This window comes from Brevibacterium sanguinis (genome assembly GCF_003315415.1).
Lineage (GTDB): Bacteria > Actinomycetota > Actinomycetes > Actinomycetales > Brevibacteriaceae > Brevibacterium > Brevibacterium celere_A.
In genome coordinates this window covers 207,051-224,061 of record NZ_QNSB01000007.1, presented here as the reverse complement: position 1 = coordinate 224,061, position 17,011 = coordinate 207,051, and the positions used below count along the sequence as shown (strand labels likewise).

Sequence of the window (17,011 nt, the reverse complement as noted above, 5' to 3'; positions counted from 1 at the left end):
TGCCGGGTCTGTCAATGATGTCGCGACTCATCGGTCAATGATCACGGAGAAAAGTCCTTGTCGGGGCTGTCAACGATGTACTGACTCTGGACACCACATCCGGTACTTGAGTCGGCGAAGGCCGGTGGGTCTCCCACCGGCCTTCGTCGTGTTCGCACTGTGAGCTTCTCGAGCGGGCGACGGGAATCGAACCCGCCTCTCGACCTTGGGAAGGTCACGTTCTACCGATGAACTACGCCCGCGTACCGAACACCATCTGAATATACCCCACCTGCCCCGCCCGGAGGGAACCCGCGGCGGGCGTGTCCGAGAGTCTGCGACGGCGCGCCACCCATGACAACTGTCATCTCCGACCAGTGACCGATGGCAGTTCCGTCCGGGTCCGGAGGCGGCCAGTCTTGAGTCATGTCCACGAAACTCGCAGCCACATCCGCCCCTGACCACGCCACCGACGCACCCGCGCTCGAGGCCGTCGGAGTCCACCGCCGCTTCGGATCCGTGCGCGCCGTCGACGGCGTCGACCTGCGCATCGAGCGCGGCGAGGTCGTCGCCCTCCTCGGTCCCAACGGCGCCGGGAAGACGACGTTCCTCGACATGGCCCTCGGCTTCACGACCCCGTCCTCGGGGCGCATCCGCACCCTGGGCGAGGACCCGGCCCAGGCGGTGCGCCGGGGACGGGCCTCGGCCGTCCTCCAGGTCGGCGGTCTCCTCGACGACCTCACTGTCGCCGAGACCGTGACCATGGTCGCCGCCTGCCATCTGGCTCCCCTGCCCGTCGAGGCGGTGCTCGCCCGCGCCGGCCTCGAGGCCCTGGCCAAGCGCAAGGTCGTCAAGTGCTCCGGCGGTGAGCGCCAGAGGCTGCGCTTCGCCCTGGCGATCCTCACCGAGCCCGACCTGCTGTTCCTCGACGAGCCCACCGCCGGCATGGACGTCCGCGCCCGGGCCGAGTTCTGGGCGACGATGCACGCCGAGGCCGAGCGCGGCCGGACGATCGTCTTCGCCACCCACTACCTCGCCGAGGCGTCCGACTTCGCCGACCGCATCGTGCTCATGCGCTCGGGCCGGATCCACGCCGAGGGCACCGTCGCCGAACTCACCGCCTCCCGCACCCGCACGCTCACCTGCACGTGGACCGGACGACCCGAGCGCACCGGCACCGAGGCGACCTCCGGCTCCCAGCCCACCGGCACTGGCGTGACCGCCGGCACCGAGGCTGCCAGCGGCACCGAGGTGACCGCCGAGGCCTTCGCCCGCGCGCACGGGGCACGACTGCTCGGCGCGAAAGGCAGCGAGCTCACCTTCACGACCGACGACTCGGACGGGCTCGCCCGGGCGATCCTCGCCACCGGAGTCGGACACGACCTGCGCATCACGCGGGCCAGCCTCGACGACGTCTTCCTCGAACTCACCGAACAGGAGCTGTCATGACCACGACGACCACCCCAGCACCGGCATCCGACGCCACCGGAACCCGCTCGGGCGCCGCCCGACTGCTCGGATTCACCGCCTGGGACTTCCTGCGCACCGTGCGGATGTTCTCCGCGACGTTCTTCATCGTCGTCCTGCCGATGGGGATGTACCTCATCTTCGGCGCGAGCGCCGGCCTCGGCGACGAGACCCTGGGCCACGGCAACGGCAGCGCCTACATCATGACCTCGATGGCGGCCTACGGCGCGATCACCGCGATGACGGCGATCGCCGGTTCGGCCGCGGTCGAGCGGCAGCAGGGCTGGGGTCGGCAGCTGGGACTGACCGCCCTGGGCAACGGGATGTACATGACCGGCAAGACGATCGTCGGCCTGCTCATGGCCATCACCCCGGTCATCGGCGTCTTCGTCATCGGTGCGGCGACCGGTGCGGAGTTCGCCGCCGGATGGATCTGGCCCGCGACCGGCGCGCTCGTGCTCCTGGGATCACTGCCCTTCGCCCTCTACGGTCTCGCCGCGGCGCTGCTGTTCCGGTCCGAGGCCGCCGTCTCGGTCGCGAGCGGGCTGCTCGTCCTGCTCGCGTTCTTCGGCAATCTGTTCATGCCCCTGGACGGCACGATGCTCGAGATCGCCCGCTTCACCCCCGTCTACGGGGCGACCTCCCTGGCCAGGTGGCCGCAGATGGAGGGCCAGCCCATTCCCATGGGCGCCGAGGTGCCCGCCGCCGACTCGCTCGCCGCGGTTATCATGAACGTAGTCATCTGGACCGTGATCTTCGCCGCAGTCTGCTGGATGGCGAGCAGGCGCCGGACCTCACGGTGAGCAACGGCATCGCGGCCGGCGGCGAACGCGCTCGGCCGGGGCGCGACCAGCGAGCGGAGGGGCCGCCGATGAAGGATCACACTGCCGCTCCTCGCCTGCGCGCGAATGCGGAGCGCCTGCCGCACGACCGCTCGCCCAGGCCGCGACCCAGCGGCGTCGGCGACTGCTATCCGGATGTGCTCCCGCCCGAGCAGCGCCTCGAGACCCTCCTCATGGCCGGCATCTGGCTGGTTTTCCTGGCCATTCCCGCGTGGTCCCTCGTGGCCGAGCCCGAGCTCACCGTGGCGGCGAAGGCGCTCGGACTCGCGGCTCTCCTCGTCTTCTGCCTCATCTACCTCACCGCCTTCGTCCGCACCCGCCCGGTGACTGCCCTGCCCCGCTGGGCGAACACCCTGCTCTACCAGGTGCTGCTGCTGACCGTCGTCATCGCCGGCGTTCCGTCCATCGGCACCGATGTGGTCCTCACCACTCCGTTCCTCTGCGCCATGTGGCTGTTCTGCCATCCGTGGCCCGTGGGACTGGCGGGTACCGCGGCCGTCGTGCTCGTCAACCTCACCATCGTCTGGTTCTTCGCATCCGCCGAGGACAGGACCTGGTCGCTCATCCCCATCGTCATCTCGGTCGGCTTCATCGTCGCCGTCCGCTACGCCACCGGACGGGAGGAGCGGACCCGCACTCTCAAGGAGCGGCTGGCCCTGGCGGCGCAGCGGGAGGCCTTCGGCCGTGAGGTCCACGACGCCCTCGGCCATTCGCTCACCCTGATGAGCGTCAAGGTCCAGCTGGCCCGGCGGCACATCGCCACCGACCCGGACCGGGCCGAGACCGAGCTCGACGAGGTCCGCGACCTCATCACCGCCGCGATCGCCGAGGCCCGGACCGTCGTGACGAGGGTCGGCGCGGAGGCCGATCAGCTGTCGCTGACCGAGCAGATCTCCGCCGCCGTCCGGGCACTCGGCGCCGCCGGCGTCTCCACCGACGCTCCGGCGCCGGAAGTCCTCGGATCCCTGCCGCCCGCCCAGGACGCGCTCTTCGCCGCGTGCCTGCGCGAGGCGGTGACGAACATCATCCGCCACTCCCGGGCAGAGCACGTGAGCATCGCGGTCGAGCCGGACCGGCTCGTCGTCGTCGACGACGGGGTCGGCGGTGCGGCTGCGGCCCGGGCACGGGCGGCAGCCGCGGACCGAGAGCCGGCCGGACACGGGCTGCCGGGGATGGCCGCGCGGGCGCGGGCCGCCTCGGCGAGGCTGCGCGTGACCGACGCCCGTCCCGGTCATCACCGACCCGGCACCCGCGTGGAGGTCGACTGTGCGCACTGAGGCGATCCGTGTCCTCCTCGCCGACGACCAGGCGCTCATCCGCGGTGGGCTCGCCGCGCTCCTCGACCTCGAGGCCGACATCTCGGTCGTCGCCCAGCTCGACTCGGGCGCCGGCGTCGCCGAGGCGGTGCGCGAGCACGCGATCGACGTCGCGGTCCTCGACATCGAGATGCCCGAGGTCGACGGGCTCACCGCGGCGGAGGAGCTGCGCGCGGCCCGTCCCGACTGCGCCGTGCTCATCGTCACGACCTTCGGCCGGGCGGGCTACCTGAGGCGCGCACTCGAAGCCGGGGTACGCGGCTTCGTCGTCAAGGACACCCCCGCCGAGGAGCTCGCCGAGGCGGTCCGCCGCGTCGCCTCCGGGGCCTCCGCCTTCGATCCCGACCTGCTCGCCGAGTCGCTGTCCGCGGGCCGCAACCCGCTCACCGACCGGGAGCGGCAGGTCCTGCGGGCCGCTCTCGACGGTTCGCCGGTGCGGCAGATCGCGAAGGCGCTGTTCCTCTCCCCCGGCACCGTGCGCAACCATCTGTCGGCGGCGATCGGGAAGGTGCACGCCTCGACCCGCGCCGAAGCCGCGGCCATCGCCCGCGACCGCGGCTGGCTGTGAGGGCCGTCGTCCGCAGCGCCGGCCTTGGGGCCCAGCGGTGAGCGCGAGGCCGAAGCGACGGCGGACTCCGGCGCACCCCGGGAATGGACGAAGGACCGCCCGAGGTCGGCGGTCCTTCGTCGCGACTCCGCCTGCCGGCGGTGCCGCACTCAGCGGGTCGGCTCAGCGCGCCGCACTCAGCGGGTCGGCTGGCGCACGTCCGAGTCGTCCGGGACCCGGGCCGCATCGTCCGCGTCAACCGCGACCGCCTCGGCGGATCCCGGCTCCTCGACCGGGACGTAGCCGTCGATGCGGCGGGCGTGGTAGCGCTCGACGTCGAGGATGCCGTGGCGCTTGGCGACGATCGCCGGCACCAGCGCCTGACCGGAGACGTTGAGGGCGGTGCGTCCCATGTCGACGATCGGCTCGATGGCCAGCAGCAGGCCGACGCCCTCGAGCGGCAGACCCAGGGTCGACAGCGTGAGCGTGAGCATGACTGTCGCACCGGTCGTTCCGGCAGTCGCGGCCGAGCCGATGACCGAGACGAACACGATGAGGAAGTACTGCACGGGTCCGAGGTCGATGCCGAAGAACTGGGCGACGAACACCGCGGCGATGGCCGGGTAGATCGCGGCGCAGCCGTCCATCTTCGTCGTCGCACCGAACGGCACGGCGAACGCGGCGTATCCGGACGGGACCCCGAAGTTGTCGGTGGTGACCTTCTGCGTCACCGGCATCGTCCCGATCGAGGACCGGGAGACGAATCCGAGCTGCGCTGCCGGCCAGATGCCGGAGAAGTACTGCCTGACCGAGAGACCGTTGAGCTTGGCCAGGGTCGGGTAGACGACGAAGAAGACGATCGCGAGGCCGACATAGACGGCGACGACGAACCACATGAGCGATCCCATCGTCGACCAGCCGTAGGAGTTGACGGCGTTGCCGATGAGGCCGAGGGTGCCGATCGGGGCGATCCGCACGATCCACCACACGACCTTCTGCACGACGGCCAGCGCCGCCTCGACGAACTCGAGGAAGGGCTCCGCGGCCTTGCCCACCTTGACGGCGGCGATGCCGATGGCACCGGAGACGATGATGAGCTGGAGGACGTTGAAGTCCACCTCGGAGACGAGGCCGCCGGCCTCATCGGGGCTCGTCGAGACCTCGAGGCCGAGCACGTTCGCGGGGATCAGCCCGGTGAGGAAGGCGATCCAGCTGCCCTCCTGCGACGGCGCCTGCCCGGTCAGGGACGCGGCGTCGGCGTGGGCGCCCGGCTGCATGACGACGCCGAGGATGAGCCCGATGATCACGGCGATGAGCGCCGTGAGGGCGAACCACAGCAGGGTCGAGACCGCCAGCCTGGCGGCATTGGTCACTCGGCGGAGGTTGCCGATGCTCGCGATGATCGCGGTGATGATGAGCGGGACGACCGCGGCCTTGAGCAGGGTGACGTACGACGAGCCGATCGTGTCGAGGGTCTGACCGAGCCAGTTGTCGGTGTCCTCGCTGATCGGGCCCATCGTGCGGGCGATGAGCCCGAGCACGACGCCGGCGATGAGTGCGAGCGTGACCTGCACTCCGAATGACTTGATCCATGTGGGTAGACGCATGAAGTTCCTTTCCTCAACCTCCACAACTGTTGAGCAATCCGAGGAATTCCGCAAGTCGGAGTGAGGAAGATCGCATTCCCGACGACACCGGCGACCGCCTGATTGACGGTCGCCGGTGAGGGGATCGTTCGGCACGGGCCGAGGGTCCGACGGCAGGACGCTCTCAGCGATCCGCTCCGAGTGTTGAGCAGTCGGCGAGCTCGGCCCGCGTGCACCCGAGGTTCAGGCCCGGGGCTCCTCCCTGACGATCGGCACGTCGGAGGTGTCGGGCGATTCGGGGACGATGCCGTATCCGGCCAGGGGATCCTCGTCGTTGTCCGAGTCGTCCTCGTAGGCCGCGGCCACGCCCTTCGCGGCGTCGCCCATCGTGTGGATGCGCAGGGCGTTCGTCGACCCCGGGATCCCGGGAGGCGAACCGGCGACGATGATGCTCTGATCGCCCTCGCGGGCCGTGCCGTCGGCCAGGAGGACGGCGTCGACCTGGCGGGCCATCTGGTCCGTGTGGCGCACCGTCTTGACGAGGTACGGGTGCACTCCCCAGGTCAGGGCCAGCTGGTGGCGGACCTGGGCGTCCGGGGTGAAGCCGAGGATCGGCCACACCGGGCGCAGCCGGGCCATCCTCCGCACCGAGTCACCGGTCTGGGAGAAGGTGCACAGGAGGTCGATGTCGAGCTGTTCGGCGATCCGCACGGCCGCGGCGGTGACGGCGCCGCCCTTGGTGTGGGGGACGGTGCCCAGCGGCGGGATCCGGTCGAGGCCGTGGACCTCGGTCGACTCGATGATCCGGCTCATCGTCCGGATCGCCTCGATCCAGTACTGGCCGACCGAGGTCTCACCGGAGAGCATGAGCGCATCCGCACCGTCGAGGACGGCGTTGGCGCAGTCGCTCGCCTCGGCGCGGGTGGGCCGGGCGGCGTCGATCATCGTCTCGAGCATCTGGGTGGCGACGATGACCGGCTTGGCCTGCCTGCGCGCGAGCTCGACCGCGCGCTTCTGGACGATCGGGACCTGCTCGAGCGGCAGCTCGACGCCGAGGTCGCCGCGGGCGACCATGATCCCGTCGAAGGCGTCGATGATCTCGGCGAGCGCCTCGACCGCCTGCGGCTTCTCGAGCTTGGCGATGACGGGGGCGCTGATGCCGACCTCCCGCATCACGCGATGGACGTCCTCGGCGTCGTCGGGACTGCGGACGAACGACAGCGCCACCCAGTCGAACCCGAGGCGCAGACCCCACTTGAGGTCCTCGACGTCCTTGTCCGACAGGGCGGGCACGGACACGGGGACGCCGGGGAGGTTGATTCCCTTGTTGTTCGAGATCGGTCCGCCGATCTCGACCTCGGTGACGACGTCGGTCTCGGTGACCGCGGTCGCCCGCAGCCGCAGCCGCCCGTCGTCGATGAGCAGCGGATCGCCCACGGAGACGTCGTTCGGCAGGGTCGTCAGGGTCGTGCTGACGATCTCGGACGTGCCCTCGACGTCGCGGCTCGTGATCGTGAACGTCGCACCCTCGACGAGCTCCTCCCGACCGTTGGCGAACCGGCCGACCCGGATCTTCGGGCCCTGGAGGTCGAGGAGGACCGCGACGGCCCGGCCGGTGTCGGCCGCGGCGCGACGGACCCAGGCCAGCTTCTCCTCGTGCTGCTCACGATCGCCGTGGCTGAGGTTGAACCGGGCGACATCCACCCCCTCGTCGACAAGGGCTCGGATCTCCTCGTAGGAGCTCTGGTTCGGACCTAAAGTTGCCACTATCTTCGCACGCCTCATGCACACCACCCTACCTGGACCGCAACTCGGGAGTCAGCGCCGAGAGCGGTCGAACGAAACAGAACTGTCATCCATTATGCGGAAAAGCGTTTCCGCACTGCGATATCTCTGAGTCTAGCACTCGAATGCCGTCGCGGTCGGCTCGACCGGCCGGGGCAGGCGCGTCGACCCCATGAGGTACTCGTCGACCTCCGCGGCCGCGGCTCGGCCCTCGGCGATCGCCCAGACGATGAGCGACTGGCCCCGCCCGGCGTCGCCGGCGACGAACACGCCGGGGGCCGAGGCCGAGTAGTCGGCGGAGCGGACGAACCGGCCGCGGTCGGTGGCGAGCGCGAAGCCCTCGGTCTCCGGGCCGGCGAAGCCCAGGGCCAGCAGGACGAGATCCGCCGGCAGCGTGTGCTCGGTCCCCGGAGTGGGGACGCGCCTGCCGTCGACGAACCGGGTCCGCGCCAGGCGCAGCCCCGTCACCCGGCCCGCGGCGTCGGATTCGAAGCCGATCGTCGAGGACAGGTAGCGCCTCGTCCCGCCCTCCTCGTGGGAGGTCTGGACCTCGAAGATGCGCGGGACCGTCGGCCACGGCTGGTCGGCCGGTCGCTCGGCCGGGGGCTTCGCCCCGATCGCCAGGGTCGTCACGCTCGCGGCCTGCTGCCGCAGGGCCGTGCCCAGGCAGTCGGCTCCGGTGTCCCCGCCGCCGATGATGATGACGTGCTTGCCCGCGGCGGAGATGACGTCGACCTCGTCCCCGGCCTGGGCCCGGTTCGAGGGGACGAGGTAGTCCATGGCGAACTCGATCCCCTGCGCCTGCCTGCCCGGCAGCTCCATGTCCCTGGGCCTCGTCGCACCCGTGCAGAGCAGGACCGCGTCGAAGCGCGCGCTGAGCTCGTCGAGGGTGAGGTCCGCGCCGATGGACACCGAGGTCTCGAACCGCGTCCCCTCGGCCCGCATCTGGGCGAGCCTGCGGTCGATGTGGTGCTTCTCGAGCTTGAAGTCGGGGATCCCGTAGCGCAGCAGCCCGCCGATCCGATCGTCGCGTTCGAACACGACGACGGTGTGCCCGGCCCGGGTGAGCTGCTGGGCGGCGGCGAGCCCGGCCGGTCCGGAGCCGACGACGGCCACGGTGTGGCCGGTGATCCGGTCCGGGATCACCGGCTGGATGAGACCGGCCTCGAACCCCTGGTCGACGATGCTCACCTCGACCTGCTTGATCGTCACGGCCGGCTGATTGATGCCGAGCACGCATGCGTTCTCGCACGGGGCCGGGCAGGCCCGGCCGGTGAACTCGGGGAAGTTGTTCGTCGCGTGGAGCAGTTCGACGGCGCGGGCGAGCTCCCCGCGGTACATCGCATCGTTGAACTCCGGGATGAGGTTGCCCAGCGGGCAGCCCTGATGGCAGAACGGGATGCCGCAGTCCATGCACCGCGAGGCCTGCCGGCGCAGCTGCTCGCCGTCGCCGGCCTCGGAGACCTCGCGGTAGTCGAGGAGGCGGATGGGGACGGGACGCCTGGCGGGAAGCTCCCGCTTCGTCACCTTGAGGAAGCCCTGCGGATCAGCCACGGGTCACCTCCAGGATCCTCGCCCAGGCCTCGTCCCCGTCGGGGGCGCCCCCGGCCGCGGTCGTCTCGGCCTGGATGCCGACCACCTGCGAGTAGGCGACGGGAATGATCGTCGTGAACCGCGACAGGACGTCGTCACCGCGCCGCAGCTCGGCGAGCAGCTCCGCGGCCAGGGGCGAGCCGGTCCGCCGGGCGTGCTCGTCGAGGAGGCGGGTGAGGACGCTCATGTCCTCCCCCGAGACCCCGGTGAACCGGAACACCCCGGCGGCGCGCTCGTCGGGATTGAGGCGGCTGGGATTGAAGTCGAGGACGTAGGCGACGCCTCCGGACATCCCGGCGGCGAAGTTGCGGCCGGTGGGTCCGAGGATGACGGCGACTCCCCCGGTCATGTACTCGAGCCCGTGGTCGCCGATGCCCTCGACGACGGCTTCGGCCCCGGAGTTGCGCACGAGGAAGCGCTCGCCGACCTGGCCGGAGACGAAGAGCCGCCCGGCCGTGGCCCCGTAGCCGAGGACGTTGCCGGCGATGACGCCCAGCTCGGGCCGTCCCCGATTCTCCGGGTGCGGCCGGAGGGTGACGATGCCTCCCGACAGGCCCTTGCCGACGTAGTCGTTGGCGTCGCCGGTCAGGCTCAGGGTGATCCCGGCCGGCAGGAAGGCGCCAAGGGACTGGCCCGCCGTGCCCGCGAGGTCGACGGTGATCGTGTCGTCGGGCAGGCCCGCGTCGGCGTGGGCGAGGGTGAGCCGGTGGCCGAGCAGCGTGCCGACGCTGCGATCGGTGTTGACGATCGCGGCACTCGTGCGCACCGGCATCCCGGCGGCGATGGACTCGCCCACCTCGGTGAGCAGCCGGGCGTCGAGCTCGGCGCTGAAGTCCCTCGGGGGCCGCTCGCCGCTGCGGCGCAGGCCGACGGCGTCGGAGGCGGCCGGACGGGGCGCAGCGAGGATCGGTGAGAGATCGAGCTCGGGGGCCAGCGACCGGGCCCGCTCGGGATCGATCGCGAGGTGCTCGACGGCTCCGATCGCCTCGTCGAGGCTGCGGAAGCCGAGTGCCGCGAGGTGCTCGCGGACCTCGGTGGCGAGGAACGTGAAGTAGGTGACGAGATGCTCGGCCTTGCCGTGGAAGCGCTCCCGCAGGACCGGGTTCTGCGTCGCGACACCGACGGGGCACGTGTCCTTGTGGCACACCCGCATGAGGACACAGCCGGCGACGACGAGCGCCGAGGTGGCGAACCCGTACTCCTCGGCGCCGAGGAGGGCGGCGATGACGATGTCTCGGCCCGTCCGCAGCTGACCGTCGACCTGGACGCTGACCCGGTGGCGGAGCCCGTTGAGGACGAGCGTCTGCTGGGTCTCGGCCAGCCCCAGCTCCCAGGGGGTGCCGGCGTGCTTGAGCGAGTTGAGGGGGCTTGCGCCCGTGCCGCCGTCATGGCCGGACACGAGAACGACGTCGGCGCCCGCCTTGGTCACTCCCGCCGCCACCGTCCCGATCCCGATGCCGGAGACGAGCTTGACGTGGATCCGGGCGGAGGCGTTGGCCCGCCCGAGGTCGTGGATGAGCTGGGCGAGATCCTCGATCGAGTAGATGTCGTGGTGCGGCGGCGGCGAGATGAGGCCGACGCCCGGGGTCGCGTGCCTCGTCCGCGCGATCCAGGGGTAGACCTTCTCCCCCGGCAGCTGACCGCCCTCCCCGGGCTTGGCGCCCTGGGCCATCTTGATCTGGATGTCGTCGGCCGCGGTGAGGTAGTGGCTGGTGACCCCGAAGCGGCCGCTGGCGACCTGCTTGATCGCCGAGCGGCGCTCGGGGTCGAGCAGCCGCTCGGTGTCCTCACCGCCCTCCCCGGTGTTCGACTTGCCCCCGATCCGGTTCATCGCGATCGCCAGGGTCTCGTGCGCCTCCTGGGACAGGGAGCCGTAGCTCATCGCCCCGGTCGAGAACCGCCGCATGATCGCCGAGACGTCCTCGACCTCGTCGAGCGGGATCGGCCCCGAGGACCTGGGGACGAAGCGGAAGAGCCCGCGCAGGGTCATCAGCTCCCGGGACTGCTCGTCGACGGCGCGGGTGTAGCGCTTGAAGATGTCGTAGCGCGCCGAGGCGGTCGCATGCTGGAGGCGGAACACGGTCTCGGGATCGAAGAGGTGGCCCGGCCCCTCCCGACGCCATTGGTACTCCCCGCCGACCTCGAGTTCGCGGTGGGCGGGTCTCGGCCGGTCGTCGCGGTAGGCCGCGGCGTGCCGAGCGAGGACGTCGGCGGCGATCCGCTCGGTGCCGTGGCCGCCGAGCTGGTGCGGGGTGCCGGTGAAGTACCGGTCGATGAAGGCGTCGGACAGACCGAGCACCTCGAACGTCTGCGCGCCCTTGTACGAGCGCACCGTCGAGATGCCCATCTTCGACATGATCTTCATCAGGCCCTTGTTGAGCGCGGCGAGCACGTTGGCGACGGCCTGCTCCTGATCGACGGCCGTGAGGCGTCCGGACCGCGCCAGCGCCTCGGCGGACTCCATCGCCAGGTACGGGTTGATCGCGGATGCGCCGAAGCCGAGCAGGGTCGCGACATGATGGACCTCGCGGACGTCGCCGGCCTCGACGATGATGCTCGCCCGGGTCCGGCAGCGGCGGCGCACGAGGTGGTGGTGGAGGGCGGAGGTGAGCAGCAGCGACGGGATGGGGGCGCGCTCCGAGCTCGAATCGCGGTCGCTGATGACGAGGAACATCGCGCCCGCCTCGAGCGCCGCGTGCGCCTCGGCGCAGATCTCCTCGATGCGCTCCTCCATCGCGGCCTCGCCGCCGCGCACCGGGAAGAGCCCGGAGAGCACCGTCGTGGGACGGTCGATGCCGACGCCGAGGTGGCTGCCCTTGAGGTGGACGATCGCGGCGAGCTCGTCGTTGTCGATGACGGGCCGATCGAGGCGGATGTGCATCGAATCGGGGCGGGTGTGCTCGAGGAGGTTGCCCTCCCGCCCGATCGCCGCGGACATCGAGGTGACCACGGATTCGCGGATCGAGTCGAGCGGCGGGTTCGTCACCTGGGCGAAGTTCTGGGAGAAGTAGTCGAAGAGCAGCCGCGGCCGGGAGCTCAGGGCGGCGATCGGCGTGTCGGTGCCCATCGCGCCCAGGGGTTCGGCACCGGTCTCGGCCATCGGGGAGATGAGCAGGCGCAGCTCCTCCTCGGTGTAGCCGAAGGTCCGCTGCCGCCGGCGCACCGAGGACTGGGGGTGGGTGATGTGCACGCGGGTGGGCAGTTCCCCGAGCTCCTTCGAGGCCTGCTCGACCCATTCGCCGTAGGGGTGCTCGGCGGCGAGCTGGTTCTTGATCTCGGTGTCGGAGACGATCCGCTCCTCGACGGTGTCGACGAGGAACATCCGCCCCGGGGTGAGGCGGCCGCGGGAGACGACCTGCGCCTCGTCGAGGTCGACGACGCCGGACTCGCTGGCGAGCACCACGGTGTCCTCGGTCATCGTGTAGCGGGCCGGGCGCAGTCCGTTGCGGTCGAGCACGGCGCCGGCGATGCGCCCGTCGGTGAAGGCCACGCACGCGGGTCCGTCCCACGGCTCCATGAGCTGGGCGTGGTACTCGTAGAAGGCGCGCCGCTCCTCGCCCATGCCGGGGTTGTTCTCCCAGGCCTCGGGGATCATCATGAGCATCGCCTGCGGCAGGGACCGGCCGGCGGCGACCATGAGCTCGAGCACGGTGTCGAACGACCCGGAGTCCGAGGTGTCGGGCGGGATGATCGGGCTGATCCGCTCGAGGCCGGGGTCGGGCAGGGCGTGGGCGCCGGCCGGCTGGAGCAGTGCGGAGCCGAGTGCGGACTCACGCGCCCGCATCCAGTTGCGGTTGCCGCGGACGGTGTTGATCTCGCCGTTGTGCGCGATGAGGCGGAACGGCTGGGCGAGCTTCCAGGACGGGAACGTGTTCGTCGAGAAGCGGGAGTGGACGAGCGCGATCCGCGAGCAGAATCCCGGGTCGCCGAGGTCGGGGTAGAACGCGCCGAGCTGGGCGGTCGAGAGCATGCCCTTGTACGTCAGGGTCCGGCTCGACAGCGAGGGGAAGTAGAGGCCGTGGTTGCCGATCCGCTTGCGGGCGAGGAAGGCGCGCCGCTCGAGGTCGTCGTCGTCGGTCAGGGGCGACTCGGGGTCCGCACCGAGGAAGATCTGCCGCAGCAGGGGCTGGGTGTCGCGGGCGATCCGTCCGAGGATCGAGGAGTCATGGGGGACGTCGCGCCGGGCGATGATCTCCAGTCCCTCCTCGGCGGCGATGCGGGCGAAGAGGTCCTCCTGCGCCTCGGCGCTGTCGGGGTCGAGGAACGCCGTGCCCACCGCGTAGGCGCCGGCCGCGGGCAGGAGGTGGCCGAGCTCGCGGCGGAAGAAGGAGTCGGGGATCTGGACGGTGATTCCGGCTCCGTCGCCGGTGCCCTCGTCGGAGCCGATGCCCCCGCGGTGCTCGAGCTTGCGCAGCGCCTCGAGGGCCTGGGCGACGATCTCATGGTCGGGTCCGCCGCGGTAGCGCACGATGAGTGCGAGCCCGCAGGCGTCGTGCTCGAGAGCGGGATCGTAGAGTCCCGTGCGGGACGGGGCCACGGGACGCTGGGTCGGAGGTTTCGGGGTCGATGGGTTCACGGACATCGGCTGCCTTCGCGTAGGTGTTCTTCCAGAAGACGTCGTTGTCCTTGACCTGGCTGGAGAGGCGCCGTGAGGAGATCGTCCGACGGCGCAGGAGTGACGTGGTTCTCACTGTCGACTCCTCAACCTACACTGCCGACCCGCCTCTCACCCAGACGGAAAAGGACCGTTTTGCGGACCAAACCGTCTCGGTGGGTGGGAGGAATCAGCCCTGGTTCCGCCGGTCGTCACGGTTCCTCCTCCCGACGTCGGGGATGATCGAGATCGCCGAGGTGACGGCTCCGAAGAAGCCGAAGCCGGGCCTGCGGTCCTCGTCCGGCCTGCCGTCGCCCGTGGGAGTCGCGGGGGTGGGGCCATGCGACTCGGGCCCCGGTGCGGCACCCGACGAGTCCGTCGCGCGCGGGCCGGCACCGGGCGAGTCGCCGGGGCGCTGGTCGTCGTCGCGGTCGCGCAGGGCCCGTGCGCCGGGGAGGTAGATCTCGGTCTCGGGCTCGCGGTGCCTGAGGCGGGAGACGACGAACCAGATGAGACCGGCGGCGAACACGAGGATCGAGGTCCAGATGTTGAGCCGGAGTCCGAGGACGAGCTCCGCGTCGTCGATGCGCAGGGCCTCGATCCACACCCGTCCGAGCGTGTAGTAGCAGATGTAGAGCGCGAACACCTGGCCGTGGCCGAGCCGGAACCGGCGGGCGGCGACGACGAGGATGACGCAGCCGAGGAGGTTCCACAGCGACTCGTAGAGGAACGTCGGGTGGAACAGGGTCGTCGCGGGCAGGTCGGGGTCCGGCCAGTTGGGGTTGAGCACCCCGTTGACGTGCTTGTCGATCTCCAGGCCCCACGGCAGCGTGGTCGGGGCGCCGAAGAGCTCCTGGTTGAACCAGTTCCCCCAGCGCCCGACGGCCTGGGCGAGGATGAGACCGGGGGCGGCGGCGTCGAGGAAGGGCAGGATCCTGATCCCCTGGTGGCGGGCGACGGCCCAGGCCGCGAGCATGCCCAGTGCCACGGCGCCCCAGATGCCGAGTCCCCCGTTCCAGATCTTCAGGGCGTCGATCGGGTTGCCGTCGGGCCCGAAGTAGGGGTCAGGGGTGGAGAAGATGTGGTAGAGGCGCCCGCCGATGATCCCGGCCGGCACCGTGATGATCGCGATGGTCCACAGGTCGTCCTCGTGCCCGCCGCGGGCCTGCCACCGCCGCGACGTCAGCCACAGCGCGAGGACGATCCCGGTGAGGATGCACAGCGCGTAGGCGTGGATGGTCAGCGGTCCGATGTGGAATCCGCTCCAGGACGGAGAGGGGATGGCGGCGAGGAGGTCGCTCATGCACAGCCCTCGGCGAGCTCCTCGGTCAGCGCCGCGAGTTCGGCGACGCCGGTGTCGAGTGCCCGCACGAGCGCGGAGCCGACGATGACCCCGTCGGAGTAGGCGGCGACCTCGGCGGCCTGGTCGCGGGTGGACACGCCGAGTCCGACGCAGGCCCGCCCGGCTCCGGCCTCCTTGAGGCGGGAGACGAGGTCGCGGGCGTGGTCGTCGACCTCCGAGCGGATCCCGGTCACCCCCATCGTCGAGGCGGCGTAGACGAACCCGCGGCTCGCGCCGACGATCCGCGCGATCCGCTCCGGCGTCGAGGAGGGCGCGGCGAGGAAGATCCGGTCGAGGTCGTGGGCGTCGGAGGCCGCGATCCACTCGTCGGCCTCGTCGGGGATGAGGTCGGGGGTGATGATCCCGGCGCCCCCGGCGGAGTCGAGGTCACGGGCGAAGGCCTCGACCCCGTACTGGAGGACGAGGTTCCAATAGCTCATGACGACGGCGGTGCCGCCCGCCTCGGCGATGGCCGAGACCGCCGTGAACACGTCCTTCGTCCGCACTCCCGCCTCGAGCCCGCGCTCGACGGCGCGCTGGATGACCGGGCCGTCCATCCCCGGATCGGAGTAGGGCATGCCGACCTCGACGATGTCCGCGCCGGATCGGACGAGTTCGACCATCGCCTCGATCGAGCCCTCGACGGAGGGGAATCCGACGGGCAGGTAGCCGATCAGCGCGGCCTTGGCCCCGCGCTGTTCGACGGCGTCGAGGGTGGCGCCCGTCCGGGCTCCGCGCGTTGTCATACCTGTACCGCTCCTTCGTCGAAGTAGTCGAACCATTTGGCCGCCGTGGTCATGTCCTTGTCGCCGCGGCCGGAGAGATTGACGAGCAGCACGGCGTCGGGGCCGAGCTCGCGGCCCACACGCATGGCGCCGGCCAGGGCGTGGGCGGACTCGATCGCGGGGATGATGCCCTCGGTGCGGGAGAGCAGCCGGAGGGCCTCCATCGCCTCGTCGTCGACGACGGGTTCGTAGACGACGCGGGCGGTGTCGTGGAGGTGGGAGTGCTCGGGGCCCACGGAGGGGTAGTCGAGGCCCGCGGAGATCGAGTGCGAGGCGCGCGTCTGCCCGTCGGAGTCCTGGAGGATGTACGTCGCCGAGCCGTGGAGGACTCCCGGGCGCCCGCCCGAGAAGCGGGCGGCGTGGCGGCCGGAGTCGACGCCCTCCCCGCCGGCCTCGAAGCCGTAGATCTTCACGTCGGCGTCGCCGAGGAAAGCCGCGAAGATGCCCATCGCGTTCGACCCCCCGCCCACGCAGGCGCACACGGCGTCGGGCAGGCGTCCGACGGCGTCGAGGACCTGGGTCCTGGCCTCGTCGCCGATGACGCGCTGGAAGGATCGGACCATGGCGGGGAACGGATGCGGCCCCGCCACGGTGCCGATGACGTAGTGGGTGCGGGCGACATTGGCGACCCAGTCGCGCATCGCCTCGTTCATCGCGTCCTTGAGCGTGCGGGTGCCGTTCGTCACGGCGTTGACCTTCGCACCGAGCAGGCGCATGCGGGCGACGTTGAGCGCCTGGCGCTGCGTGTCCTCCTCGCCCATGTAGACCTCGCACTCCATGTCGAGGAGGGCCGCGGCGGTGGCGGTGGCGACGCCGTGCTGGCCGGCGCCGGTCTCGGCGATGAGCCGGGACTTGCCCATGCGCTTGGCGAGCAGGGCCTGGGCCAGGGCGTTGTTGATCTTGTGGCTGCCGGTGTGGTTGAGGTCCTCCCGCTTGAGGAACACCCGGGCGCCGCCGCAGTGGGCGGAGAACCGGGTCGCCTCGGTGAGCAGGCTGGGCCGGCCGATGTAGCTGCGCTGGAGCTCGAGCAGCTCCTCGGTGAATCCGGGGTCGACCTGGGATTTGCGCCAGGTCTCCTCGATCTCGTCGAGGGCGGGGATGAGCGCCTCGGGGATGAACCTGCCGCCGAAGGCGCCGAAGTACGGGCCCTGGTCCTGACTGGGGTCGGTCATTGC

11 protein-coding genes and 1 tRNA gene are annotated in these 17,011 nt (G+C 71.0%); 4 read left to right on the top strand and 8 right to left on the bottom strand.

Annotation, left to right across the window (positions count from 1 at the left end; translation table 11 throughout):
- Positions 1–171: 171 nt before the first annotated feature.
- Positions 172–242 (bottom strand) — tRNA-Gly (locus tag DFO65_RS11985).
- A gap of 163 nt (positions 243–405) precedes the next feature.
- Here DFO65_RS11985 and DFO65_RS11980 point away from each other — a divergent pair.
- From DFO65_RS11980 to DFO65_RS11965, 4 genes are all read left to right on the top strand, one after another.
- Complete coding sequence (locus tag DFO65_RS11980) at positions 406–1,428, top strand: ABC transporter ATP-binding protein (protein WP_113904659.1); 1,023 nt, start codon at positions 406–408, stop codon at positions 1,426–1,428.
- Positions 1,425–2,249, top strand: a complete 825-nt coding sequence (locus tag DFO65_RS11975) for an ABC transporter permease (protein WP_245940674.1) — start codon at positions 1,425–1,427, stop codon at positions 2,247–2,249. The genes DFO65_RS11980 and DFO65_RS11975 overlap by 4 nt, the downstream gene beginning before the upstream one ends.
- Positions 2,250–2,317: 68 nt before the next feature.
- The gene (locus DFO65_RS11970; RefSeq protein ID WP_147233347.1) at positions 2,318–3,565 is read left to right on the top strand and encodes a sensor histidine kinase; all 1,248 of its coding nucleotides are present in this window, start codon (positions 2,318–2,320) and stop codon (positions 3,563–3,565) included.
- Positions 3,555–4,172, top strand: coding sequence for a response regulator transcription factor (locus tag DFO65_RS11965; protein WP_113904657.1), 618 nt, complete (start codon positions 3,555–3,557; stop codon positions 4,170–4,172). Before DFO65_RS11970 ends, DFO65_RS11965 begins: the two co-directional genes overlap by 11 nt.
- Before the next feature lie 176 nt (positions 4,173–4,348).
- Here the strand turns inward: DFO65_RS11965 and DFO65_RS11960 are convergent, their stop codons facing one another.
- The 7 genes from DFO65_RS11960 to trpB all read right to left on the bottom strand — a co-directional run bounded on the left by DFO65_RS11960 (position 4,349) and on the right by trpB (position 17,008).
- Positions 4,349–5,758 carry a dicarboxylate/amino acid:cation symporter gene (locus tag DFO65_RS11960; protein ID WP_245940673.1) on the bottom strand — a complete coding sequence of 470 codons (1,410 nt, stop codon included), beginning with the start codon at positions 5,756–5,758 and terminating at the stop codon, positions 4,349–4,351.
- Between the two features lie 222 nt (positions 5,759–5,980).
- On the bottom strand, positions 5,981–7,522 hold the full coding sequence (pyk, locus tag DFO65_RS11955; protein ID WP_113904656.1) for a pyruvate kinase: 1,542 nt from the start codon (positions 7,520–7,522) through the stop codon (positions 5,981–5,983).
- Between the two features lie 114 nt (positions 7,523–7,636).
- Positions 7,637–9,076 carry a glutamate synthase subunit beta gene (locus tag DFO65_RS11950; RefSeq protein ID WP_113904655.1) on the bottom strand — a complete coding sequence of 480 codons (1,440 nt, stop codon included), beginning with the start codon at positions 9,074–9,076 and terminating at the stop codon, positions 7,637–7,639.
- On the bottom strand, positions 9,069–13,697 hold the full coding sequence (gene gltB, locus DFO65_RS11945) for a glutamate synthase large subunit (protein ID WP_113904654.1): 4,629 nt from the start codon (positions 13,695–13,697) through the stop codon (positions 9,069–9,071). The genes DFO65_RS11950 and gltB overlap by 8 nt, the downstream gene beginning before the upstream one ends.
- A gap of 202 nt (positions 13,698–13,899) precedes the next feature.
- On the bottom strand, positions 13,900–15,012 hold the full coding sequence (gene lgt / locus DFO65_RS11940; protein ID WP_113904653.1) for a prolipoprotein diacylglyceryl transferase: 1,113 nt from the start codon (positions 15,010–15,012) through the stop codon (positions 13,900–13,902).
- Positions 15,009–15,797 (bottom strand): tryptophan synthase subunit alpha, encoded by a 789-nt coding sequence (trpA, locus tag DFO65_RS11935; RefSeq protein WP_113904652.1) that lies wholly within the window; start codon positions 15,795–15,797, stop codon positions 15,009–15,011. The genes lgt and trpA overlap by 4 nt, the downstream gene beginning before the upstream one ends.
- Positions 15,794–17,008, bottom strand: coding sequence for a tryptophan synthase subunit beta (gene trpB, locus DFO65_RS11930; RefSeq protein ID WP_113904651.1), 1,215 nt, complete (start codon positions 17,006–17,008; stop codon positions 15,794–15,796). Before trpB ends, trpA begins: the two co-directional genes overlap by 4 nt.
- Between the last annotated feature and the right edge of the window lie 3 nt (positions 17,009–17,011).